Origin of the sequence: Rathayibacter sp. VKM Ac-2926 (assembly GCF_022815565.1) — a bacterium.
Taxonomy (GTDB): Bacteria; Actinomycetota; Actinomycetes; order Actinomycetales; family Microbacteriaceae; genus Rathayibacter; species Rathayibacter festucae.
In genome coordinates, this window is sequence record NZ_JALGRS010000003.1 from 1 (window position 1) to 22,692 (window position 22,692).

Genomic DNA, 22,692 nt, shown 5'->3' on the forward strand with positions numbered 1-22,692 from the left:
ATAAATTTGGCATTGAACATAGTGCACGCTGTTGAGTTCTCAAGAATCGGACACATCCCGCCTCCACACCAGAAGAGGTGCTTCACAACGGAAGTGATCGAAGATGTTGCCTTAGTCGGAAGACTTCGCTAAGCTGGAGAAGTTGTTCTCTCAGCCGCCGTGGCAACTTGACTAACTTAGCACATCCGCAGGCCGTGTCAAATCCGGCTTCTTCGCGATGTCGTTGCGCTCGTAGGCGCTCCGACGTTGCTCGGTTCCGGACCTGAGTCCGTCGCCGGGCGGCGAAGTTGCTGGACCCGAGGGATCCTGCGAAGGCTTTACATCCGTGCGGCAGACGTGACCCGAAGGACTGTCTTGCCGAGTGGATGGTGCCGAATGAGGCCGGGACGTCGAACCGTGCTCCCTGAGGAGCCCTGTTCTTCCGTTTCCCTGCGGCCTGTGTGGCGACTTGGAATAAGTTACGGCCCGATCCCGGCACTGTCAAACCGGGCCCCCGAAACCGCTCATCCCGGGCGTGTCGCGCTGGGGGTCCTCCCCAGGGCGCGGATGCCGGAGCTCTCCACCGATCGCCCGGTCGGGCCTCTTCTGCCCCGGCACTGCTGGCCACAATGGGCGCATGTCTCTCCCCGACCAGCCCCGTCCCCTGCTCGCCTCCCTCGAGGAGGCGGTCGCCGCGATCCACACGGCGGCGTCGGACCGGCGTCTCCTCCTGGTGGGAGTGACCGGATCGCCGGGCGCCGGCAAGTCCACGGTCGCCGAGCGGCTGCGTGCTCGCCTTCCCGGCGCGCTCGTCCTCCCGCTCGACGGGTACCACCTGCCCCAGCAGCGTCTGCGCGAACTCGGCCGGCGTGAGCGGATGGGTGCGCCGGACACCTTCGATGTCGTCGGATTCCTCGGGGCCTTGCGGAGTCTCCGGACCGCGCAGCCGGGCGACACCGTGCGGGTCGCCTCCTTCGATCGCACGATCGAGGAGCCGGTGCCGGACTCCCTCGCCCTCCTCGTGGGCGAGCGGACCGTCGTCCTGGTCGAGGGCAACTACCTGCTGCTCGAGGACGACGGCTGGGGTGAGGTCGCCGGCCTCCTCGATCTGACGCTGCACCTGCGGGTCGAGCCGGCCCTCCGCCGACGGCGACTGGTCGCGCGGCACCTCCGCTTCGGCAAGACCCTGGAGGAGGCGATCGCCTGGGCCGACGGGCCCGACGAGCGGAACGCGGAGCGGATCGAGGCGGCGGGAGCGCGGGCCGACGCGATCCTCGAGGAGTCCGCTCCCCGCGCCGTGCGGATCCTTCACCTCTCGGACACGCACCTGCTCGCCGACCCCGCTGCCCGGTACAACCGCATCGTCGATCCGCGCGCCGCACTCGACGCGGTGCTCGCCGCCCACTCCGCCGTCGCCGACCTCGACGCCGTCGTGGTGTCCGGCGACCTGAGCGATGACGGCGATGCCGAGTCCTACCGGGTTCTGCGCGCGAGGCTCGAGGAGTGGTGCGCCGAGCGGGATGCCGCGCTCGTGCTCGCCCTCGGCAATCACGACGACCGCGAGGGCTTCGGCTCCGACGGGGCCTGGAACACAGAGGTCGTCGTGCGCGGGGTGCGGATCCTCGTGCTCGACTCCTCCGTTCCGGGCGGAGCGTCCTGGGGACTCCTCGCCGAGCCGACGCTGGCGTGGCTGCGGAATCGAGTGGCCGAGGACCCGGAGACGCCGACGGTCGTGGTGCTGCACCACCCGCCGATCGAGCCGGTCACCCCGCTGCACCGGCGGATGGGACTCGCGAATCCGCACGACTTCTGGGAGGCGGTCGAGGGTTCGACGCTCCTGGCGGTGCTCGCCGGGCACTGGCACCACGCCTTCGTCGACACGACCCACCCGGCTCCGGTGGTGGTCGCTCCCGGTTCCGCGAATCGGACCGACGTCCTCGCCGGGCCGCAGCACGAGCGGTCGATCGCCGCCTCGGGAGCCGCGATCGTGGAGATCCTGCCGAACGGGGTGCGCGTGACGAGCACCGAGATCGATGCTCCGCACCGGGGCAGCGAGCTCTTCGACGTCAGCGGGGAGGTGCTCGCCGACTGGCAGCGACGCCTCGGTTTCCCGGGATGACGCGGCCGCGCTCGAAGGGATGACTCCCTCGGACGGGGAAGCGGACGGCGCGGGGCCGCATGCGACAGCCCGCGCCGCCCGCTGCTCGGGGGCGCTCGGTCCGGGGGACCGGGCGGAGGTGCGCGGCACCGGGATCAGCCGGTACCGCGCACCAGGGGTCAGGCGTGGATGCCGACCTCTTCCGGCGAGACGTCCGCACCGGGGGCGGAGGGCTCGAGGGCCTCGGCGACGCGCTGCGACAGCGAGCTGTCCACGTTCGCCCAGTACTGGAGCACGCGCCGGCGCAGCTCCGGGCGGGTCACCTTGGAGACGTGGCCGGCGATGTTCGCGACAAGGCGCGCCTTGGCGTCGTCGTCGAGGACGTCGCGGTAGAGCGTGCCGGCCTGGCCGAAGTCGTCGTCCTCGGGGTGCAGGGTCGCCGCGGCCCGCGTGAGAGCACCGTCGGTCTCCCAGCCGGGGCCCTCCGCCGCGCGGGCGGGGTCGGCGTGCGCGCCGCCCATCGTGTTCGGCGCGTAGACGGGCACCTCGGAGCGCTGGAAGTCGAAGCGCATAGCGCCGTCCTTCGAGTACGAGTGCACCGGCGACTTCGCGGCGTTGACCGGCAGCTGCGCGTGGTTGGTGCCCACGCGGTAGCGGTGCGCGTCGGCGTAGCTGAAGATGCGCGCGAGCAGCATCTTGTCGGGGCTGGCCTCGATCCCGGGCACGAAGTTCGAGGGGGCGAAGGTCGCCTGCTCGATCTGCGCGAAGTAGTTCTCCGGGTTGCGGTCGAGGGTCATCGTGCCGACCTCGATCAGCGGGTAGTCCGCGTGCGGCCAGACCTTGGTGAGGTCGAACGGGTTGAACCGGTAGGACTCGGCGTCGGCGTACGGCATGACCTGGACGGAGAGGGTCCACGAGGGGTGGTCGCCGCGGTCGATCGCAGCGGACAGGTCGCGGATGTGGAAGTCCGCGTCCTCGCCGGCGATCTGGTCGGCCTGCTCCTGGCTGAGGATCTCGATGCCCTGGTTCGTCTTGAAGTGGTACTTCACCCAGAAGCGCTCGCCGGCGGCGTTGACCCACTGGTAGGTGTGCGAGCCGAAGCCGTCCATGTGCCGCCACGAGCTCGGCAGGCCACGGTCGCCCATCAGCCAGGTGACCTGGTGCGCCGACTCGGGCGAGAGGGTCCAGAAGTCCCACTGCATGTCGTGGTCGCGCAGGTGGGTGCCGGGCAGGCGCTTCTGCGAGCGGATGAAGTCGGGGAACTTGATGCCGTCGCGGAGGAAGAACACCGGGGTGTTGTTGCCGACGAGGTCGTAGTTGCCCTCGCTCGTGTAGAACTTCAGCGCGAAGCCGCGCGGGTCGCGCCAGGTGTCGGGCGAGCCCTGCTCGCCGGCGACGGTGGAGAAGCGGGCGAGCATCTCGGTCTCGACGCCGGGCTGGAACAGCGCGGCGCGGGTGTACGCGCTGACGTCGCCGGTGGTGACGAAGCGGCCGAAGGCGCCGCCGCCCTTGGCGTGGACGACGCGCTCCGGGATGCGCTCGCGGTTGAACTGCGCGAGCTTCTCGAGGAGGTAGTGGTCGTGGAGCGCGATGGGGCCGTCGGCTCCGACGCTGAGCGAGTGCTCGTCGCTGGCGACGGGGGCTCCGGCATCGGTCGTCGTGAATCGTTCCTCGGTCATGAGTCCTCCTGTCGGCGGAGCGCTGTCTCGCCCTCCGCGGCGGTGATGGCGGGCGCCGGCCGGGTCTCGGCCTGCGCGAGGCAGTCGGGGCAGGTGCCCCAGAACGTGATGTCGGCCGTGTCGATGGCGAAGCCGCTCGACGACGACGGGTGCAGGCAGGGCGCCTGACCGACGACGCAGTCGACGTCGGCGACGGCGCCGCAGCTGCGGCAGACGACGTGGTGGTGGTTGTCGCCGACCCGGAGCTCGAAGCGGCGGGCGTGGCCCTCCGGCTCGATGCGGCGGGTGAGGCCGGCCTCGGTGAAGGCGGCGAGGACCCCGTACACGGCCTGGGCCGAGGCGTCGGGCAGATCGACGCGCACCCGCGCGAGGATCTGATCGACGTCGGAGTGCGGATGCCCCTCGAGCGCCTGCAGGACGGCCCGCCGGGTCGCGGTGGCCTTGAGCCCGGAGGCTCTCAGCCGGTCGTCCGTCATCGTCATGAGGACAAGGCTACCGAGTTGTGTTGAATAGTTCAAAACAACGGCGCGTCGCGGTGGGTGCGCTGGCGCCGCGTGCGCGTGCTGGCGGGGCGGGTCTCGATACGCCGCTGCGCGGCTACTCGACCAGCATGTTCGCCGCGGATGGAGCGGCGCGCTCAGCCCTGTTCATGCGCGCGGATCAGCCCGCGCAGCGGCCCGTCCATGCTGATCGAGCAGCCCGCGCAGCGGGCGTATCGAGATCCACCCCCGTCAGCACGCGGGTCTGAAGACCGCCCTGCTGGGCACGGCGGGTCTCGATACGCCGGTCCGCGGCTACTCGACCAGCATGCTTCTCGCTGATGAACGAGCCCGCGAAGCGGACCGCTCCTAGGCGACCGGGCCCTCGACGAGGGTGACGGTCGCGGACTGCGAGGTGCCGGCGGCGGTGGTCCAGGTGAGGGTGACCGATTCGCCGGGCTCGCGCTGGGCCAGGTCCGCGGAGAGGGCGTCGCCCGAGGTGACGGCCGTGCCGTCGACCGCGGTGACGACGTCGCCCGCGACGAGACCGGCGGCGGCAGCGGGGGTGCCCTCGATCACGCCGGCGATGACGGCGCCCGCCGCGGCGCTCGCGCCCGAGACGGCTCCGGAGGCGGTGCCCGCCGTCGTGCTGGACGGCAGCGAGACGCCGAGGAAGGCCGGGTAGCCGATCGCGACGGTCGACGTGTCGGCGCCCGCCTCGATCGTCGCGACGATGTCGAGGGCCTTCGAGATCGGGATGGCGAAGCCGGTGATGTCCGCGGTTCCACTGGAGGCGGCGGTGTCGATGCCGACGACCTTCCCGGCCGCATCGACCAGCGGGCCGCCCGAGTCGCCCGCGACGATGTCCGCGTCGACCTGGATCAGGCCGGTGAGCTTCTCGCCGGTGATGCCGGTCTCGGCCTGGGTGGTGATGCTCTGGCCGAGGGCCTCGACGGTGCCGGCCGCGGCGACCAGGTTGCCGGTGCCCTTCGCGTTGCCGACGGCGGTGACGGCGTCGCCGACCGCGACTCCGTCGGTGTCGAGGGTCGCCGGGGTGAGGCCCGAGGCGTTCTCGAGCTGGAGCACGGCGACGTCGTTGGTCTTGTCGGTGCCGACGACGCGGGCGGTGTAGGCCTGCCCGGTGCTCTCGACCGTGACGGTGATGCTGGTGGAGCCCTCGACGACGTGGTTGTTGGTGAGGATCATGCCGTCGGAGGTGAGGATGACGCCGGTGCCGGCGGAGGTCGCGCCCTCGTAGGTGAGGTCGGAGGTGATCGTGACGACGCCGGCGGTCTGCGCGGTGCTCGCGGGGACGGCGTCGGTCGCCGTGGACGTCGACGTGGAACCGGAGGTCCCCGAGCCGGTGCCGCCCGAGCCGTACCCGTACACCGACCCGCTGCCGGAGCCGTCTCCCGAGGAGGACCCGCCCGAGTAGGGCAGCACGACGATGCCGCCGCCGAAGGAGCCGCGGGAGCCGCCGGGGTAGACGATGGTGCTGGCGGCGCTCGACGAGGCGGCCGAGGCGGACTCGGAGCGGCCGGCGAGCGAGACGCCGCCCGCGGTGACGCCGATCAGCAGGGCGAGCCCGGCACCGCCGGCGATCAGGGCGCGACGGCGGCGGCGGCGGTCGTCGGTCCGGAGCGCCTGGCGCTCCTCGGCGCCGGTGGGGTCCGTCGCGGTGGCAGCGGGCTCGCGCTCGGCGCTGTGGGATTCGGGTGACTCGTTCATGATGCGTCCTCGTGGCCGGGGCCGCCCCTGACGGCGACCGGAGTCCATTCGACGACCCGCCGCATCGCGCGGGCTGGACACTGCCTATGGCGATCCTATGAACCCGGCGGCGCCCCCTCCTCCAACTTCCTCTTGCGAGGAAATAGTTGTGGCTACAACTGAGTTGGACCTAGCATGACCGGCATGACCACCTCCTCGCCCGACCTGCTCGCCCCCGACACCGTGATGGGGGCGGTCACCCTGCGCGTCGCCGATCTCGACGCGATGGTCGCCTACTACCGCGACGCCGTCCTGCTCGATCTGCTCTCGCAGGACGGCTCGGTCGCGGTGCTCGGCCGCGGCGGCGTCCCGGCGGTGATCCTCCAGCACGCGCCGGAGCTGCGGCACGCGGCCCCGCGCAGCGCCGGCCTGTTCCACACCGCGATCCTCTTCGAGTCGGAGGCGGCGCTCGCCGCCGCCGTGCACAGCGTCGCGACCCGGCACCCCGGCTCCTTCACCGGCAGCTCCGACCACCTGGTGAGCAAGGCGTTCTACTTCGACGACCCGGAGCACAACGGCGTCGAGCTCTACTGGGACCGCGACCGGACTCAGTGGTCCTGGACGCACGGGCGGATCGAGATGTCGACGCTCTTCCTCGACCCGAACGCGTTCCTCCGGGAGCACCTGACCGAGGAGGCCATCGCCCAGCCGCGGCTCGGCGGCGCCTCGGTCGGCCACGTGCACCTCAGCGTCGGCGACGTCGCGACGGCAAAGGAGTTCTACGTCGACCGCCTCGGCTTCGAGACGACGATCGCCTACGGCGGGCAGGCGCTGTTCGTCTCGGCCGGCGGCTACCACCACCACATGGCGATGAACACCTGGAACTCGCTCGGCGCCGGGCGGCGGCAGCTCGCGCTCGGGCTGGGGCAGGTCGAGATCGTCGTGCCGGCGGCGGACGATCTGGGCGCGCTCGGCGAGCGCCTGCGCAGCGCGAAGGTCGCGACCGCGGACGACGGGCGGACGCTGTCCTTCGAGGACCCGTGGGCGAACACCCTGCGGGTGACCGCGGCGGCCTGAGCGGAAGGCCCGTCGAGACGGGCGATGACGGGACGGATCGCCGGAAAGCCGGGCGGGTACGATGGGCTCGCGGAGATCCGCACAGCCCCTCGAGACTCCGGAGAACACGGTGCCCACGATCGTCGTTGAAGTCATGCCCAAGGCCGAGCTGCTCGATCCGCAGGGGAAGGCCGTCGCCGGCGCGCTCTCGCGCCTCGGCCACTCCGCCGTCACGGGCGTGCGGGTGGGCAAGCGCTTCGAGATCACCGTCGACGAGGTGACCGACGAGGTCCGTGCCTCGATCACGGCGCTGGCCGACGACATGCTGTCGAACTCGGTGATCGAGGACGTCGTCGGCATCCACTACCCGGAGGCGTGATCATGCGGATCGGCGTCATCACCTTCCCCGGCTCGCTCGACGACCGCGACGCCCAGCGCGCGGTCCGCTTCGCCGGCGCGGAGCCGGTGGCCCTCTGGCACGGCGATCACGACCTCGACGGCGTCGACGCGATCGTGCTGCCCGGCGGCTTCTCCTACGGCGACTACCTGCGCTGCGGCGCCATCGCCTCGCACTCGCCGATCATGCGCGAGGTGATCGACGCGGCGAACGCCGGCACCCCCGTCCTCGGCATCTGCAACGGCTTCCAGATGCTGACCGAGGCGCACCTGCTGCCCGGCGGCCTGATCCGCAACGACGTCGGCTCCTTCGTCTGCCGCGACCAGCGGCTCGTCGTCGAGAACGCCGCCACCGTCTGGACCAGCGACTTCGAGGCCGGCCAGGAGATCACCATCCCGCTGAAGAACGGCGAGGGCGGCTACATCGCCTCGGCCGAGACGCTCGCGGAGCTCGAGGGCGAGGGCCGCGTGGTCTTCCGCTACCTCGGCGCGAACCCGAACGGCTCGATGAACGACATCGCCGGAGTCGCGAACGCGCGCGGCAACGTCGTCGGCCTGATGCCGCACCCCGAGCACGCGGTCGAGCCGGGCTTCGGCCCGGACACCCCGGCGGCGATGCGCTCCGGCGTGGACGGGCTCGCGTTCTTCACCTCCGCGGTGCGCGCGCTGGTCGCCACGGCCTGACGCCCGGCCGCGCTACTCCTGCGCGGCGCGCAGACCCGCGATCTCGCGCGCTGCGCCGTAGAGCGCGAGGACGGCCGCGGCGTGCGCCTCGGGCGCGAAATCGGTGAAGGCGTCCCGTGCCGCCGCGGCCGCCGCGTGGACCGGGGCGCGGTCGCGGCAGAGCCGCTCCAGGTACTCGGCGAAGGCGGTCGGCTCGACGGGCGCGAGAAGTCCCGGGCCGTCGAGGCCCTCCGTGAGGGCCGGGTCGACGTAGAGGACTCCGCGGCCGCCCTGCAGCGCCTCGACCACGACCATCGGCTGATTGTCGAAGCCGGACGAGGTCAGGGCGACGAGGTCGGAGCGGCGGACGGCGTCGCCGATGAGGCGGTTCTCGACGAAGCCGCGGAAGACGACGGCCGGGGACCCCGCCGCGAGCCGGATCGCGGGGGCGAGCGAGGGACCGGTGCCGATGATCTCGACGCGGAGGGCATCGGGGTCGCGGGCGAGGACGGCGAGGCAGGCCTCGACGAACGGGACGAGCCGCTTCTCCGGTGCGCACCGGCCGACCCAGAGCAGGCGGAGCGGACCCGAGCCGTCCGGCGCGACATCGCCGGGGCCGGGTTCCCGCGGGATCACGGTGTTGGGCAGCACCGCCACCCGCGGCAGGCCGGCGCGACGGAGCGCCTCGGCCTGGTGGGCCGACGGGGAGATGACGAGGTCGGCCCGGGCGGCGGCGCTCCGGGTGACGTCGCGGAGGAGCTCGCCGAGGCGGTCGTCGCCGCCGCGTCGCGGGCGCGGGCGGCGGCCGGTCACGGCGGCGACGTAGGCCGCGGCGAACGGCGCCAGCAGGCGGCCGGCGCGACCGGGCACCCCGCGCCAGAAGAAGGTGTGCACCGTGGCGACCGAGGGGAGCGAGAGCGCCGCGGCGACCTCCAGCGCGGCGACCGCGAGGCCGAACTCGGAGTGGACGTGGACGGCGCCGACCTCCTCGTCGCGGAGCAGCCGCTCGAGCAGGGCCCGGGTGCGACGGGAGTCGCGGACGACCGGCAGCTGCGCGACGGGGATCCGGGGTGCCGGGATCGGGCGCACGTCGATGCCGTCGAGCGGCAGCGTCGTGGCGGAGCGGGGGACGACCAGCAGGACGCGGACGCCCGCCTCCACGAGGCTCCGGCACTCCGCGACCATCGCCGTCTGCGCGCCGCCGGTGTAGTCGAGCGCGTAGTCGCTGACGACCGCGACGGTCGACTGCGCCGCCGAGGGAAACCGAGTACTGCTCATGACCATCGGGCGACGCTAGCAGCGGCCGGCGGGGCGGCTCCGCGGAGGCGCGTCGGGCGGCGCTCGGTGCGGGCGAGCGAGGCAGAACGCGCGCTGCGCGCTGCGCGCTGCACGCTGCGCACCATGCTGGTCGAGTAGCCCCGAAGGGGCGTATCGAGACCCCGCGTGCATGCGGTGGTGGATCTCGATACGCCCGCTGCGCGGGCTACTCGATCAGCATGAAGCGCGCCCCTTGGGCGAACTGCTCTCTCGGCGGCGGAGCGCGGCGCAGCCGCTCCATCGTGAGGAGGGGCTACGGGCCCGTCAGCACCTCGGGCTCCGGGGTCATCGAGATGGTGGGGATGGAGGCGGTGATCACGGTGCCGTCCGAGCGGCGGGTGCCCTCGATGTCGGACGTGGTCGGCGCTCCGGTGAGGCGCGGGCCCTGGTGGCCGAGGCCGACGCGGACCGGGTTGCCGGACTCGACGTGCACGCGCTCACCGCGGACGGTGATCGCCGCGGCGTCGCCGGACTCGACGGTCAGCAGCACCGCCTCCTGGGTCACCTCGACCCGGACCCGCGTGCCGTGCAGCGCGATGCGGAAGGTCAGGCGGTCCCAGTCGTCGGGGAGGCGCGGGTCGAGCGTGATCCGCCCGCCGTGGTCGCGCATCCCGCCGAAGCCGTAGACCAGGGCGGACCAGACGCCGCCGGTCGAGGCGACGTGGATGCCGTCGGCGGTGTTGCGGTGCAGGTCGGCGAGGTCGACGAACAGCGCCGAGAGGAAGTAGTGCCGGGACAGCTCGCTGTAGCCGACCTCGGCCGCGATGATCGACTGCACGACCGCCGAGAGCGTCGAGTCGCCGGTGGTCAGCGCGTCGTAGTACTCGAAGTCGGCGCGCTTCTGCTCCGCCGTGAACTCGTTGCCCTGCAGCAGCAGCGCGAGCACGACGTCGGCCTGCTTGAGCACCTGGAAGCGGTAGATCACCAGCGGGTGGAAGTGCAGCAGCAGCGGCCGCTTGGACGCCGGGGTGTTCTCGAGGTCCCACAGCTCCTTCTCGAGGAACGCCGCGTCCTGCGGGTGGATGCCGGCGCGCGCGTCGAAGGGGATGTGCATCTTGTCGGCCGCGCGGGCCCACTCGATGACCTCGTCCTCGTCCAGCAGCAGCCGGGCGACCATCCGCTCGTAGGCCGACGGCTCGACGGCCTTGAGCAGCTCGACGGCGCGGGCGGCGGCGCGCAGGTTCGAGCGGGCCATCACGTTCGTGTACAGGTTGTCGTTGACGACGGTCGTGTACTCGTCCGGCCCGGTGACGCCGTGGATGTGGAAGTGGTCGTCGCCGTTGCTGCGCCAGAAGCCGAGGTCGGCCCACATCCGCGCGGTCTCGACCAGGATGTCGATCGCGCCGCGGGCGAGGAAGTCGTCGTCGCCGGTCGCGCCCACGTACTGCATCAGCGCATAGGAGATGTCGGCGTCGATGTGGTACTGCGCGGTGCCGGCGGCGTAGTAGGCCGACGACTCCTGGCCGTTGATGGTGCGCCAGGGGAAGAGCGCGCCGCGCTGGTTGAGCTCGGCCGCGCGCGAGCGGGCCGCCTCGAGCATGTTCTGGCGGAAGCGCAGGGCGTTGCGCGCCACGAGCGGCGCCGTGTAGCTGAGGAACGGGAGGACGTAGACCTCGGTGTCCCAGAAGTAGTGGCCGCCGTAGCCGGAGCCCGAGACGCCCTTGGCCGCGACGCCGCCGCCGTCCGTGCGGGCGGTGGACTGCGCGAGCTGGAAGAGGTTCCAGCGGGTGGCCTGCTGGATCGCCGGCTGGCCGTCGATCTGCACGTCGGAGCGGGTCCAGAAGTCGTCGAGCCACTCGCGCTGCTTGGTGAACTGCTCCTCCACCGGGGTCTCGCGGGCGCGGTCGAGCGTGCGGTCGCAGCGGTCGGCCAGCTCGCGCACGGGGACCCCGCGGGAGGTGTGGTAGGTCAGCGTCTTCACCAGGCGCACCGGGACGCCGGCCTTCGCCTTCACCCGGTAGACGTGCTTGGCGAGGTCGTCGTCGATCTGGGAGGTCTGATCCCACTCGTTCTCGGTCTCGAGCACGTGCTCGGCACCGCAGGCGACGGTCATCCGGGAGTTGGTGGTGCGGTAGCCGAGCAGGTAGCGCGTGCCGCTGACCCGCTTGAGCTGCGGCTGCAGCACCCGGTCCTCGAAGGACTCGGCCTTGCGCGGGTCGAAGCCGGCCGCCTCGCTGCCCGAGGGCGCGTGGTACTCGTCGACGCCGTCCTGGCGGTTGAGGATCTGACTCGAGATCAGCACCGAGGCGTCGTGGTCGAGCATCTCGACCTCGTAGTCGAGGATCGCGAGGTGCCGGTCGGTGAAGGAGACCAGGCGGCGCGAGCGGATCAGCACGCGCTTGCCCGAGGGGGTGCGCCACTCCAGCTCGCGGGTGAGCACGCCGTTCGCGAAGTCGAGGCGGCGCGTGTAGGCGAGGACGTCGGCCTCGCTCAGCACGAACGGCTCGTCGTCGACGTAGAGGCGGATGATCTTCGCGTCCGGCACGTTGACGATGGTCTGGCCGACGCGGGCGAAGCCGAACGCCTCCTCCGCGTGCCGGATGGGCCAGGTCTCGTGGAAGCCGTTGATGAAGGTGCCGTAGGCGTAGCCGTCGCGGCCCTCCTCGACGTTGCCGCGCAGGCCCAGGTAGCCGTTGCCGGTCGCGAAGAGCGTCTCGGTGCGCCCCTGCAGCTCGGTGGCGAACTCGGTCTCGATCAGCGACCACTCGTCGACCGGGAACCGGTTGCGGTCGAGCGGGTCGGAGGTGATGGGGTTCATGCGGCGTCCTCGGGGGCGGGGGCGGAGGGGAGGAAGGGGAGCAGCTCGGCCAGGTCGTCGACGACGATGTCGGCGCCGTGCTCGAGGAGGGTGTCGCGGCCGACGCCGCGGTCGACGCCGACGACGAGGCCGAAGGCGCCCGCGCGGCCGGCGGCGACTCCGGAGTGGGCGTCCTCGACGACCACGCACTCGGCCGCGGTCAGCCCGAGCAGCTGCGCGGCGTGCAGGTAGGTGTCCGGCGCGGGCTTGCCGGCGATCGCGTCGCGGGCGGCGAGCAGCCCGTCGACGACGACCTCGAAGCGGTCGCGGATCCCCGCGGCCTCGAGCACCGGCACGCCGTTGCGCGAGGAGGTGACGACGGCCACCTCGACGCCCGCGGCGATCGCGGCGTCGACCAGGGCGAGCGAGCCGGGGTAGGGGGCGACGCCATTCTCGGCGAGGGTCTGGTTGAAGGCGTCGTTCTTGCGGTTGCCGAGTCCGCAGACGGTCTCGAGGGCGGGGTCGTCGCTGGGCGAGCCCTCGGGGAGGGTGATGCCGCGCGAGGCGAGCAGCGCCCGGACGCCGTCGTAGCGGGGGCGGCCGTCGATGTACCGGAAGTAGTCGGCGTCGGTGTAGCCCTCGGTGATGCCGCGCGACTCGAGGTACGGCGTGAAGAGGCGGGCCCAGGCCTGCATGTGCACGTCGGCGGTGGGGGTGAGCACCCCGTCGAGGTCGAAGAGCAGCGCTTTCGCCCGGCCGAGGGCGGAGGCGTCGGGGCGCGTCGGTGAAGCAGTCACAGCGGGGAGGACCTCTGGTCGGGGCACGGGTGCGGTGGGCTCCGCCGTCGACAGGCCGTCCGCGCGGACACCGGGTATCGTATACGCCCCCCGGTCGCCGTCTGGAACCGTTTACACGTCCGACATCTGCGGGCCCCGGACGGTCTGCGCGGCCGGTCCGCGCCGGTGCGCGCGGAGTCGTCCGCGGAACGAAGGCCGGAGGACCGGATCCGCGCGTTCGCGGGCGATCCCGGGCGCTCGGCCTTCGTTGCGCGGCTCGTCAGGCAGTGTCTGCGAGGGCGTCCCCCGCATCGGGGGTGGCCGCGAGCTGCGAGACGCGGGCGGGGCTGATCCGCAGGGCGGCCGCGACGGCCTCGACGGTGTAGCCGTCGGCGCGGAGGGTGCGGACGGCCTCGCGGCGGAGCGCGCCGGCGTGCCGCAGGGCGGCGCGGGCCGCCTCCTCGGCGCGGGCACCCTCGTCCCAGATCGCGAGGACCTCGGGCGGCGCCTCGACGCTCACCCGCACGTCCACCTCGTCGACGCCGACGTCGAGGTGCACGGCGGCGAGCTCGCGGGCGGCGGCCGGGATGCCCCGGGTCGAGACCGCGCCTCCGGTCGCGACGATCTCGACGCCGTTCGGCGCGGTCGACGTCAGCTCGGGGATCTCGATGGTCCACCAGGGAGTGCCGTCCCGGTAGGCGCGGGCCGCGAGGACCCGGGGTCCGCTCGTCATGGTCATCAGGGTATTCCAGCCCTCCCTGCTGCTCAAGAGTCAGGGAGGGCTTGAACTTCGTGGAGAGCGGAGGGATTTCGCGCCTGGGGAGGAGACCCGCGCCGGGCGGTCAGCCGAGGGGCTGCAGGTCGGCCTCGTCCGGGCCGGCGGTCAGGCGGTGGCGGCCGAGCGGGAGCATCAGCGGGGTGCCGGAGGTGGGGTCGGTGATGATGCGGCTGTCCAGGCCGAAGACGGCGCGGACCGTGTCCTCGGTCAGGACCTCGGCGGGGGTGCCGGCGGCGTGCACGGTGCCGCCGGCGAGGGCGACGAGGTGGTCGGCGTAGCGGGCCGCGAGGTTGAGGTCGTGCAGGACCATCACGACCGTCGTGCCGCGGTTGCGGTTGAGGTCGACGAGGAGGTCGAGCACCTCGACCTGGTGGCTGACGTCGAGGAAGGTGGTCGGCTCGTCCAGCAGCAGCAGGTCGGTCTCCTGGGCGAGGGCCATCGCGATCCAGACCCGCTGGCGCTGGCCGCCGCTGAGCTCGTCGACGGCGCGGTCGGCGAGGGCGGCCGTGTCGGTCGCGTCGAGCGCGGTCGCGACGGCCTCGTCGTCGTGCGCGTTCCAGCGGCTGAGGATCCCCTGGTGCGGGTGGCGGCCGCGGCCGACGAGATCCGCGACGGTGATCCCCTCCGGAGCGATCGGCGACTGCGGCAGGAGGCCCAGCGTGCGCGCGAGCTGCTTCGCGGGCGTCCTGTGCACGGCCTTGCCGTCGAGCAGCACGGTGCCGGCGCGCGGCGCCAGCAGTCGCGACATCGAGCGCAGGAGGGTCGACTTGCCGCAGGCGTTCGCGCCGACGATGGCGGTGATCCGGCCGGGCGGGACGACGAGGTCGAGTCCCTCGACGACGGTGCGGTCGCCGTAGCCCAGGGTGAGCGCGTCGACGGTGAGGGTGTGCTCGGCGGTCACAGGGAGCCTCCCGATCGGTTGCTGCGGACGATGAGGTAGATCAGGTACGGCGCGCCGAGCACGCCGGTGACGACGCCGACCGGGTAGCGCAGGCCCAGCGCGTACTGCCCGACGAAGTCGGCGACGAGCACGAGCAGCGCACCGACCAGCGCCGACGGGATCAGCAGCGAGCGGCCGGGGCCGACCAGCCGCGCGGCGATCGGGCCGGAGAGGAAGGCGACGAACGCGATCGGGCCGGCCGCGGCGGTCGCGAAGGCGATCAGGCCGACGGCGGCGACGATCACGACGAGGCGGGTGCGGTTCACCCGGATGCCCAGCGCGGAGGCGGTGTCGTCGCCGAGCTGCGTGCCGGAGAGGTCGCGCGAGCGGGCGAGCAGGACCGGGGTGAGGACGACGACGGCGATCAGCACCGGCACGACCTCGCTCCAGCGGGCGCCGTTGAGGCTGCCGGTCAGCCAGCGGCTGGCCTCCTGGAAGTCGAAGGCGGCGGCCCGGGAGAGCACGTAGGCGGTGACGCTGTCGAGCATCGCGGCGACGCCGATCCCGATCAGGATCAGCCGGGTGCCCGCCACTCCGCTCCGGTAGGAGAGGGCGTAGACGACGAGCGCGACCAGGAGGCCGGCCGCGATGGCGAGGACCGAGACCTGCGTCGCTCCGAGCGACAGCGTGACGATGGCGAAGGCCGCAGCGGCGCTCGCTCCGGCGCTGATGCCGATGATGTCAGGGCTGGCCAGCGGATTGCGCAGCATGGTCTGGAAGCTGACGCCGCCGAGGCCGAAGCAGAGGCCGACCAGCAGGCCGAGGATCGCGCGCGGCAGGCGCAGGCGCCCGACCGTGAAGGAGGCGCCGGGGACCTGCTCGCCGAGGATCACCCGGACGACCTCCGCAGGCGAGTAGATCGTCTGCCCGACGATCAGGGAGACGGCGAAGACGACGACGAGCAGCGCGACGAGCACGGCGATGACGGCGCGCCGGCGGCGACCGCGACGACGGCGGCCGGCCGCGACGGCCAGCGCGGTGGCGGAGGGCGCGGCGGAGCGGGCCTCGGGCCGGGACTGCACGGCGGTCACAGCTCGCGCACCTTCTGCCGGCGGACGATCGCGATGAAGACGGGGGCGCCGATCAGCGCGGTGATGATGCCGACGTCGATCTCGCTCGGGCGCGCGACGATCCGGCCGACGACGTCCGCGCCGATGAGGAGGACCGCGCCGGCGACTGCGGAGAACGGGAGCAGCCAGCGGTGGTCGACGCCGACGATCAGCCGGCAGGCGTGCGGGACGACCAGCCCGACGAAGCCGATCGGCCCGGTGACCGCAGTGGTCGCTCCGCAGAGGACGACGGCGCCGAGGGCCGCCGCGCCGCGGGCCAGCGCCACGCGCTCGCCGAGGCCGGCCGCCAGCTCGTCGCCGAGGGCCAGGGTGTTGAGGCTCTTCGCCGAGAGCACGCAGAGCACGAGCCCGACGGCGAGGAAGGGCAGGACCTGCCCGATGCTCGCGAAGGTGCCGCCGCCGACCCCGCCGATCTGCCAGGAGCGGATGCCGCCCGAGAGGTCGGCGCGCGGCAGGACGATCGCGCTGATCACCGAGACGAGCGCGGCGGAGGTGGCGGCGCCGGCGAGCGCGAGCTTGAGCGGCGTCGCTCCCCCGCGGCCGAGCGAGCCGACCACGTAGACGAAGACGGCCGCGACCGCCGCGCCGCCGATCGCCACCCAGATGAAGCCGGTCGCGGTGGAGAGGCCGAAGAAGACGATGCCGGTGACGACCGCGAGCGAGGCGCCGGTGTTGACGCCGAGGATCCCGGGGTCGGCGAGCGGATTGCGGGTGACGCCCTGCATCAGCACGCCGGCGACCCCGAGAGCGGCGCCGGCGATCGCGGCGAGGACGGTGCGCGGGAGGCGCTTCGCGACTGCGGCCTGCGCGAAGCCGTCGGTCGAGCCGCCGAGCGCGGCGACCACGTCGCTCCAGGCCACGTCCCGCGAGCCGATCATCACCGACACCACTGCGACGCCGGCCAGCACCAGCAGCGAGACGAGCAGCCAGAGGGCGCGCAGACGCCTCGGGCGCCGCACGGCGGCGGCACCCGAGACGGGAGGTGCGGTGAGGGTCACGCGGTCGGAGCTCACGCAGTCGGGCGGGAGTGGATCACGCCGCCTTGTCCGCGGCCTCGGCCAGCATGGCGAGGTAGTCGTCGAGCACGTACGAGATCGACAGCGGGGTCGGGTTCGCGGCGGTGCCGAGCGGCGTGGAGGGCAGGCGCACGATGGCGTCGTTCTGCACGGCCGGGATCTGCGAGAGCAGCGGGTCGGCCTTGAGGGTGTTGACGAGCTCGTCGTCGCCGTAGGTCACGATGACGTCGACGTCGTTGAACGCGTCGGCCTGCTCGGCGCTCTGGGTGAGCGAGAACGCGTCGGTGGTGGCCGAGGCGGTCGCGATGCTCTCGGGCGTGGTCAGGCCGAGGTCCTCGAAGAAGGCCGGGCGGGTGTCGTGCGTCGTGTAGAAGCTGACCTGGCTGAGGTCGGTCGGGTCGACGTGGGTGAGGAACATCGCCGAGGCGCCGGCGAGCTGCGGGTGCGCGGCGACCTTCTCCTCGATCTCGGTCTCGAGCTCGCCGATCAGCGCGGCGCCCTCGTCGGCCATGCCCATCGCCTCGCTGTTGAAGGTGATGGTGTCGCGCCAGGAGGTGCCCCAGGCGGTCTCGGGGTAGGCGACGACGGGCGCGATCTCGGTCAGCGTGTCGTAGTCCTCCTGGGTGAGGCCGGAGTAGGCGGCGAGGATCACGTCGGGCTGCGTGTCGGCCACGGCCTCGAAGTCGATGCCGTCGGTCTCGTCGAAGAGGACGGGGGTCTCGCCGCCGAGCTCCTCGAGCTTCTCGGACACCCAGGGGAGCAGTCCGTCGCCGTCGTCGTCGCCGAAGTTCGCGGCGGCCATGCCGACCGGGACCACGCCGAGCGCGAGCGGGACCTCGTGGTTGGCCCAGTTGACGGTCGCGACGCGCTCCGGCTGCGACTCGATGGTCGTGGTGCCGAGGGCGTGCTCGATGGTGATCGGCTCGAAGCCGGAGTCGGCGGTGTCGGAGCCGGCCGCGGCGGACGAGCAGCCGGCGAGGCCGACGGTGAGCAGGGCGGTCGCGACGAGCGCGAGCGACTTGGTGGCGCGGGGCATTGTTCCCTTTCGGAAGGCTGTGGTCGTGGCGCGCAACGAGCGACGGACGCCGTGCACTAAGGACAGCCTAACCAAAGAATGTGCGAGTTCTCAGCCGGAAAGGGCTGGGGCGTCCCTACCTCAGGCGGTGACGAGCTTCTCCACGGTGCGGAGGTTCCGGGTCGTCGTGGTCGAGCGGAAGACGGCGCGGGCCAGGATCTTGGCGGCCGGAGTGTCGGTGGAGGAGCCCTTCGGGCAGCGCCAGTAGAGGACGCCGTCACCGCGGGCGAGCAGCTCGACGGCCGGGTCGGTCGCGCCGACCGCGGACTCGGCCGCGTCGAGGGCGGCGGAGTCGGAGCCGAAGACGACGTAGGGGTGCGCGGTCTCGTCGATCCGCTCGAACGGGTAGGCGGCGGCCGCCGCGGCGAGCGCCTCCTGCGTGACGAGGACGATCCAGGCGTCGTAGCCGAAGCGCTCGCCGAGGGCCGCCTCCAGCGCGGGCTTCAGCTCGGCGGGGTCGCGGTCGGAGTCGAAGGCGGCGTTGCCGCTGGCGAGCACGGTGCGGACGGCGGTGCCGCCGACGCTCGCGACGGTGGCGGCGAGGTCCGCGCTGCGGACGGTGCGGCCGTTGACGTTCACTCCGCGGAGGAGGGCGACGAGGCGGGTCATGCCGCCGACGGTAGCGTGGCGGGATGGCGCGCGGTGGACGGATCTTCGGGGGCGGTGCGGCGCGGGCGGGATCGGGCACGGGCTCGGACACGCTCGAGGCGGCGATCCTGCGCGCGAGCACCCGCGGGCCCGGCGCGCGGACCCGGGCGGAGATCGTGCCGCCGTCGGGGCGGCACCTCGTGCTGCCGTCCACCTCGGGGACCGTGCTCGCCGTGGACGTCGACGCGCTGGTGGCGCTGGCCGCCTCGGAGGATCTGCTGATCGCGCTGGAGCGGCGGCCCGGCGACTTCGCCGTGGCGGCGACTCCGCTGCTCTCGTGGTGGTCCGCGGACGAGACGGTGCCGGACGAGGAGACGGAGCGACGGCTCGACGCGCGCGCGCTCGCGTCGGTGACCCTCGGGCCGGGTCCCGCGGCGGACGTGGAGTCGCGGCTGCGCGGGCTCGTCGCGCGGGCGGACGTCGACGGGCTGGCCGCGGCGCTCGCGCTGCTGGCCCGGGTGCCGGATCCGCCGGCCGCGTTCCAGGACGCGGCGGGGTTCTGGCGGCTCATGGTGCCGGAGGCGCCGTTCGAGCGGCGGCTGCTGCTGGCGCTGGCGGTCGAGGCTCCGGCCGAGCGGGTGCTCCTGCTGCTGCGCGACTGCGGGTTCACGGCGACGCTGCCGAGGCGGCGGGCGGTGATCGCGGCGGCCTGCGCGCGGGTCGTGTCGGCGGCGCCGGACCCCGGGGCGCTCGCCGGACTGGCGGAGGCCGTCGACGACGCGCTGGAGAAGCGCTGGCGCGCGCTCTGACCCACCTCGGGCACGCGGAACCGGCCTCGGCACGCGGGAACCCGCGGATCCGGCGAGCCGGACGCGAATCCGCGAGCCGGAACTCCCCCGGGGCCGCACCTCCGGCACGCGGAAACACCCTCGGCACGCCTAAACGCGCGGATCCAGCGAGCCCGACGCGATTCCGCGTGCCGAAGCTCCCGGGGCTGCACCTCCGGCACGTGGAAACACCTTCGGCACGCCGAAATGCGCGGATCCAGCGTGCCCGACGCGATTCCGCGTGCCGAAGCTCCCGGGGCTGCACCTCGGGCACGCGGAAACACCCTCGGCACGCCGAAACGCGCGGATCCAGCGAGCCCGACCCGAACACGCGAGCCGGAGCTCCCCGGGCCGCACCTCCGGCACGCGGTAACACCTTCGGCACGCCGAAACGCGCGGATCCATCGAGCCCGACCCGAATCCGCGAGCCGGAGCTGCCCGGGCCGCACCTCCGGCACGTGGAAACGCCCTCGGCTCGCGGAAACGGGCGGATGCAGCGAGCCCGACGCGGTTCCACGAGCCGGAGCTCCCCGGGCCGCACCTCCGGCACGCGGTAACACCTTCGGCACGCCGAAACGGGCGGATGCAGCGAGCCCGACGCGGTTCCGCGTGCCGGAGGTGGACCCACGAGCACGCGGCGTGCGCCGAGCGACCGCCGCTCCGACCCCCGGAGCACCCGCGCAGGCCGGGTGCCTAAGCTGGACGGATGTCCCTTCCCGGTCTCGAATTCCGTCGCTTCCCCGCCGCCCTGACCGCCGAGGGCGGACCCGACGCCGCCACGGCCGCCTGGGGCACCGCGATCAACGCGGGCTTCCACGAGAAGGAGTACACGCCGGAGCAGTGGCGCGACTGGGCCGAGCACATGGTCGCCGACCAGCGCGAGCTGACCGCCGTGCACGATTCGGCCTCCCCCGAGGGCATCGACGGCGAGTCCGTCCCCGTCGCCACCTACGCCGCGTTCCCCGGCTCGCTGCAGGTCGGCCGCGGGCGCGAGCTCGCCGCGCACCTCGTCTCGCAGGTCACCGTCCGGGCCACGCACCGCCGCCGCGGGATCCTCCGCGCCATGATCACCGACGACCTGCGCCTGGCCCGCGAATCGGGCGCCGCGGTCGCCGTGCTCACCGCGAGCGAGGCCTCGATCTACCGCCGGTTCGGCTTCGGCCGCTCGGCCTTCACCCGCTCGATCCGCGTCGACACCGGCCCGCGCTTCGCCCTGCAGGTCGAGCCGGCCGGCCGCGTCGAGGTCGTCGCGACGACCTGGCTGCAGTCGCGGGTCGAGGAGGTCTTCCGCGCCTTCCACGCGCGCACTCCCGGCTCGCTGACCCGGCAGTCGCGCTACGCCGCGAACGCCGTCGGCACCGAGCCCGGCGAGACCGCGCCGGGCCGCGCCGTCCGCTCCGCCGTGCACCTCGACGCCGACGGACGGCTCGACGGCTACGTCACCTACAAGGCCGTCGGGCCGGACGAGGACGACCGCACCCTCGAGGTCGTCGACCTGGTCGCCGCGACCGCCGACGCCTACCTCGGGCTCTGGGGCTTCCTCGGCGCCGTCGACCTCGCCTCGACCGTCACCTGGGACATGGCACCCGTCGACGACCCGCTGACCTGGGCGCTGCGCGACGCGCGCGTCGTTGAGGTGACGAAGGTCGCCGACCTGATCTGGACCCGCGTGCTCGACGTGGCGGCGGCGTTCGGCGCGCGGCCGTGGACGAGCGACGGCTCGCTGGTGCTCGCGGTCCGCGATGAGCTCGGCCTCGTCGACGGCACTTACCGGATCACGGTCGAGGGCGGCGAGGGCCGGGTGGAGCGCAGCGACGACGCGGCGACCCTGTCGCTGGACGTCGCCGACCTCGGCACGCTGCTGCTCGGCTCCGCCCGCCCGTCCACGCTGGCGCGGGCCGGAGCGGTGACGCTGGCGGAAGCGGACCACGAGAGCGTCGACCGCTTCTTCGCGCCGATCGCGGCGCCGTACTGCATCTCCTTCTTCTAGGCCGCGCGAAGGGGGAAGCCCTGCTGATCGAGCAGCCCGCGAAGCGGGCGCATCGAGATCCATCAGCGCCGGAAGGGGGGGGTCTGCAGGCCTGCCCTTCTGAGGGCGGCGGGTCTCGATACGCCCCTGCGGGGCTACTCGACCAGCATGTGGCGGCGCAACCGCGTCCTCTCGACCGGCATCGCGCGGCGCAACCGCGTCCCTTCGACCAGCATGTCGCGGCGCGGCCGCGTCCGTTCGACCAGCATGCAGAGTCCGGGACTCGCAGGGTCCTCCGGGTGTCCCCGCAACCGCGGTCGGTCATGCTGGAGGATCCCGACCCGCGAGGAGTTCCGCATGGGCGCATCCGTGATCGTCGACGCCGTCGTCGTGCTGAGCCTCATCGGCGCGCTCGTCGACGGCCTGCGCCGCGGCTTCCTCCGCACGCTCGGCGGCCTGGCGGGGGTGGTCGCCGGGGCGATCGCCGCCTCCTTCGCCGTTCCCGCGGTCTCCGCCTGGGCGGCCGGCAGCGAGTGGCGGCTGCTCGCCGTGATCGGCACCGCGGTGCTGCTGCTCGGCGTCGGCTACGCGATCGGCGCGACCATCGGCGCCGTCTTCGGCCGCGGCGCCGACAAGGTGAAGCTCGGCCTGCTCGACCGCCTCGCCGGAGGGGTCGCCGGCGTCGCCATCACCGGGCTGGTCTGGATCGCCGTCACCTCGGCGGTCTCGCTGCTCGGCGTGCCGCTGGTCACGACCTCCGTCGCGGGCTCCACCGTCATCCGCACCATCGACGACCTCACGCCCGACCCGGTCCGCGGATTCCTCGCGCAGCTGCAGTCGACCGTCGTCGACGAGGGCACCTCCTGGATCGTCGAGGCCCTCGACGCCCCGACCGAGGCGCCCGTCATCCCCAGCGTCGCGACAGACGACCCCGAGGTCGCGACCGCGACCGACTCGGTCGTGCGCGTCTCCGGCACCGCCTGGGCCTGCGACGTCGGCGTCACGGGCAGCGGCTTCGTCGTCTCGGACGACCGGGTGGTCACCAACGCGCACGTGGTGGCCGGAGTCTCGCAGCCCGTGGTCGAGGCGCCGAACGAGCCGCCGCGCACCGGCCGCGTCGTCTACCTCGACGCCGCCGCCGACCTCGCGGTCATCGCCGTCGACGGGCTCTCCGCCGCGCCGCTCGCCCTCGACGACGCGGTCCTGGCCGGCGACGACGGCGTGGTGGCGGGCTACCCGTTCGGCGGACCGCTGACCCTCGGCGCCGCGCAGATCTCCTCCGACGCCACCGTCTCGCTGATGGTCGACGGCGCGCCGACCTCGCGCGAGGTGCTGACGCTCGCGGCCCTCGTCAACCAGGGCAACTCCGGCGGACCGCTGCTCTCCCTCGACGGCACCGTCTCGGGCGTCGTGTTCGGCAAGGCCGCCTCGGTCGACAACGTCGGCTACGCGATCCCGCTCTCGGTGCTCGGACCGGTGGCCGCCGAGGCGCCGTCGCTGACCGCGACCGTCGATTCCGGGCCCTGCCGCTCCGCCTGAGCG

At 73.1% G+C, this 22,692-nt stretch carries 19 protein-coding genes; 7 read left to right on the plus strand and 12 right to left on the minus strand.

Features of this window, described 5'->3' with window-relative positions; genetic code table 11:
- Positions 1 to 616: 616 nt before the first annotated feature.
- Positions 617 to 2,098 carry a metallophosphoesterase gene (locus MT351_RS04365; protein WP_132437447.1) on the plus strand — a complete coding sequence of 494 codons (1,482 nt, stop codon included), beginning with the start codon at positions 617 to 619 and terminating at the stop codon, positions 2,096 to 2,098.
- A gap of 158 nt (positions 2,099 to 2,256) precedes the next feature.
- Here the strand turns inward: MT351_RS04365 and MT351_RS04370 are convergent, their stop codons facing one another.
- The 3 genes from MT351_RS04370 to MT351_RS04380 all read right to left on the minus strand — a co-directional run bounded on the left by MT351_RS04370 (position 2,257) and on the right by MT351_RS04380 (position 5,963).
- Positions 2,257 to 3,756 (minus strand): catalase, encoded by a 1,500-nt coding sequence (locus MT351_RS04370; RefSeq protein WP_123705970.1) that lies wholly within the window; start codon positions 3,754 to 3,756, stop codon positions 2,257 to 2,259.
- Entirely contained in the window at positions 3,753 to 4,238 is a 486-nt protein-coding gene (locus MT351_RS04375; protein WP_185019989.1) for a Fur family transcriptional regulator, read from the minus strand. Before MT351_RS04375 ends, MT351_RS04370 begins: the two co-directional genes overlap by 4 nt.
- Positions 4,239 to 4,604: 366 nt before the next feature.
- Complete coding sequence (locus tag MT351_RS04380; protein ID WP_207901761.1) at positions 4,605 to 5,963, minus strand: S1C family serine protease; 1,359 nt, start codon at positions 5,961 to 5,963, stop codon at positions 4,605 to 4,607.
- Between the two features lie 183 nt (positions 5,964 to 6,146).
- On the opposite strand from MT351_RS04380, the gene MT351_RS04385 reads away from it, so the two are divergent.
- The 3 genes from MT351_RS04385 (at position 6,147) to purQ (ending at position 8,078) form a co-directional block, all read left to right on the plus strand.
- A complete protein-coding gene (locus tag MT351_RS04385; RefSeq protein WP_374204746.1) occupies positions 6,147 to 7,019 on the plus strand; it encodes a VOC family protein in 873 nt (290 codons plus the stop codon).
- Between the two features lie 109 nt (positions 7,020 to 7,128).
- The gene (gene purS / locus MT351_RS04390) at positions 7,129 to 7,377 is read left to right on the plus strand and encodes a phosphoribosylformylglycinamidine synthase subunit PurS (RefSeq protein WP_132437445.1); all 249 of its coding nucleotides are present in this window, start codon (positions 7,129 to 7,131) and stop codon (positions 7,375 to 7,377) included.
- Positions 7,378 to 7,379: 2 nt separating this feature from the next.
- The gene (gene purQ, locus MT351_RS04395; protein WP_123447083.1) at positions 7,380 to 8,078 is read left to right on the plus strand and encodes a phosphoribosylformylglycinamidine synthase subunit PurQ; all 699 of its coding nucleotides are present in this window, start codon (positions 7,380 to 7,382) and stop codon (positions 8,076 to 8,078) included.
- A gap of 12 nt (positions 8,079 to 8,090) precedes the next feature.
- On the opposite strand, the gene MT351_RS04400 is transcribed toward purQ, so the two are convergent.
- From MT351_RS04400 to MT351_RS04440, 9 genes are all read right to left on the minus strand, one after another.
- The gene (locus MT351_RS04400) at positions 8,091 to 9,341 is read right to left on the minus strand and encodes a glycosyltransferase family 4 protein (RefSeq protein ID WP_243581361.1); all 1,251 of its coding nucleotides are present in this window, start codon (positions 9,339 to 9,341) and stop codon (positions 8,091 to 8,093) included.
- Between the two features lie 286 nt (positions 9,342 to 9,627).
- Positions 9,628 to 12,132, minus strand: a complete 2,505-nt coding sequence (locus tag MT351_RS04405) for a glycoside hydrolase family 65 protein (RefSeq protein ID WP_132437443.1) — start codon at positions 12,130 to 12,132, stop codon at positions 9,628 to 9,630.
- Positions 12,129 to 12,908, minus strand: coding sequence for an HAD family phosphatase (locus MT351_RS04410; RefSeq protein ID WP_132437442.1), 780 nt, complete (start codon positions 12,906 to 12,908; stop codon positions 12,129 to 12,131). Before MT351_RS04410 ends, MT351_RS04405 begins: the two co-directional genes overlap by 4 nt.
- 259 nt (positions 12,909 to 13,167) lie before the next feature.
- The gene (locus MT351_RS04415) at positions 13,168 to 13,620 is read right to left on the minus strand and encodes a hypothetical protein (RefSeq protein ID WP_132437441.1); all 453 of its coding nucleotides are present in this window, start codon (positions 13,618 to 13,620) and stop codon (positions 13,168 to 13,170) included.
- Positions 13,621 to 13,729: 109 nt separating this feature from the next.
- Entirely contained in the window at positions 13,730 to 14,566 is an 837-nt protein-coding gene (locus tag MT351_RS04420; RefSeq protein WP_123705976.1) for an ABC transporter ATP-binding protein, read from the minus strand.
- Complete coding sequence (locus MT351_RS04425; protein ID WP_374204747.1) at positions 14,563 to 15,636, minus strand: FecCD family ABC transporter permease; 1,074 nt, start codon at positions 15,634 to 15,636, stop codon at positions 14,563 to 14,565. Before MT351_RS04425 ends, MT351_RS04420 begins: the two co-directional genes overlap by 4 nt.
- Entirely contained in the window at positions 15,633 to 16,688 is a 1,056-nt protein-coding gene (locus tag MT351_RS04430; protein WP_243581362.1) for an iron ABC transporter permease, read from the minus strand. Before MT351_RS04430 ends, MT351_RS04425 begins: the two co-directional genes overlap by 4 nt.
- 19 nt (positions 16,689 to 16,707) lie before the next feature.
- Positions 16,708 to 17,727, minus strand: coding sequence for an iron-siderophore ABC transporter substrate-binding protein (locus MT351_RS04435; RefSeq protein ID WP_132437440.1), 1,020 nt, complete (start codon positions 17,725 to 17,727; stop codon positions 16,708 to 16,710).
- 120 nt (positions 17,728 to 17,847) lie between these two features.
- Complete coding sequence (locus tag MT351_RS04440) at positions 17,848 to 18,375, minus strand: DUF1697 domain-containing protein (RefSeq protein ID WP_132437439.1); 528 nt, start codon at positions 18,373 to 18,375, stop codon at positions 17,848 to 17,850.
- A gap of 23 nt (positions 18,376 to 18,398) precedes the next feature.
- Between MT351_RS04440 and MT351_RS04445 the strand changes: the two genes are divergently transcribed.
- The 3 genes from MT351_RS04445 to MT351_RS04455 all read left to right on the plus strand — a co-directional run bounded on the left by MT351_RS04445 (position 18,399) and on the right by MT351_RS04455 (position 22,689).
- Positions 18,399 to 19,163, plus strand: coding sequence for a DUF2254 family protein (locus MT351_RS04445; RefSeq protein ID WP_132437438.1), 765 nt, complete (start codon positions 18,399 to 18,401; stop codon positions 19,161 to 19,163).
- Positions 19,164 to 19,887: 724 nt separating this feature from the next.
- On the plus strand, positions 19,888 to 21,171 hold the full coding sequence (locus tag MT351_RS04450) for a GNAT family N-acetyltransferase (RefSeq protein WP_243581363.1): 1,284 nt from the start codon (positions 19,888 to 19,890) through the stop codon (positions 21,169 to 21,171).
- 336 nt (positions 21,172 to 21,507) lie between these two features.
- Positions 21,508 to 22,689, plus strand: a complete 1,182-nt coding sequence (locus tag MT351_RS04455; protein WP_243581364.1) for a MarP family serine protease — start codon at positions 21,508 to 21,510, stop codon at positions 22,687 to 22,689.
- Positions 22,690 to 22,692 lie beyond the last annotated feature (3 nt).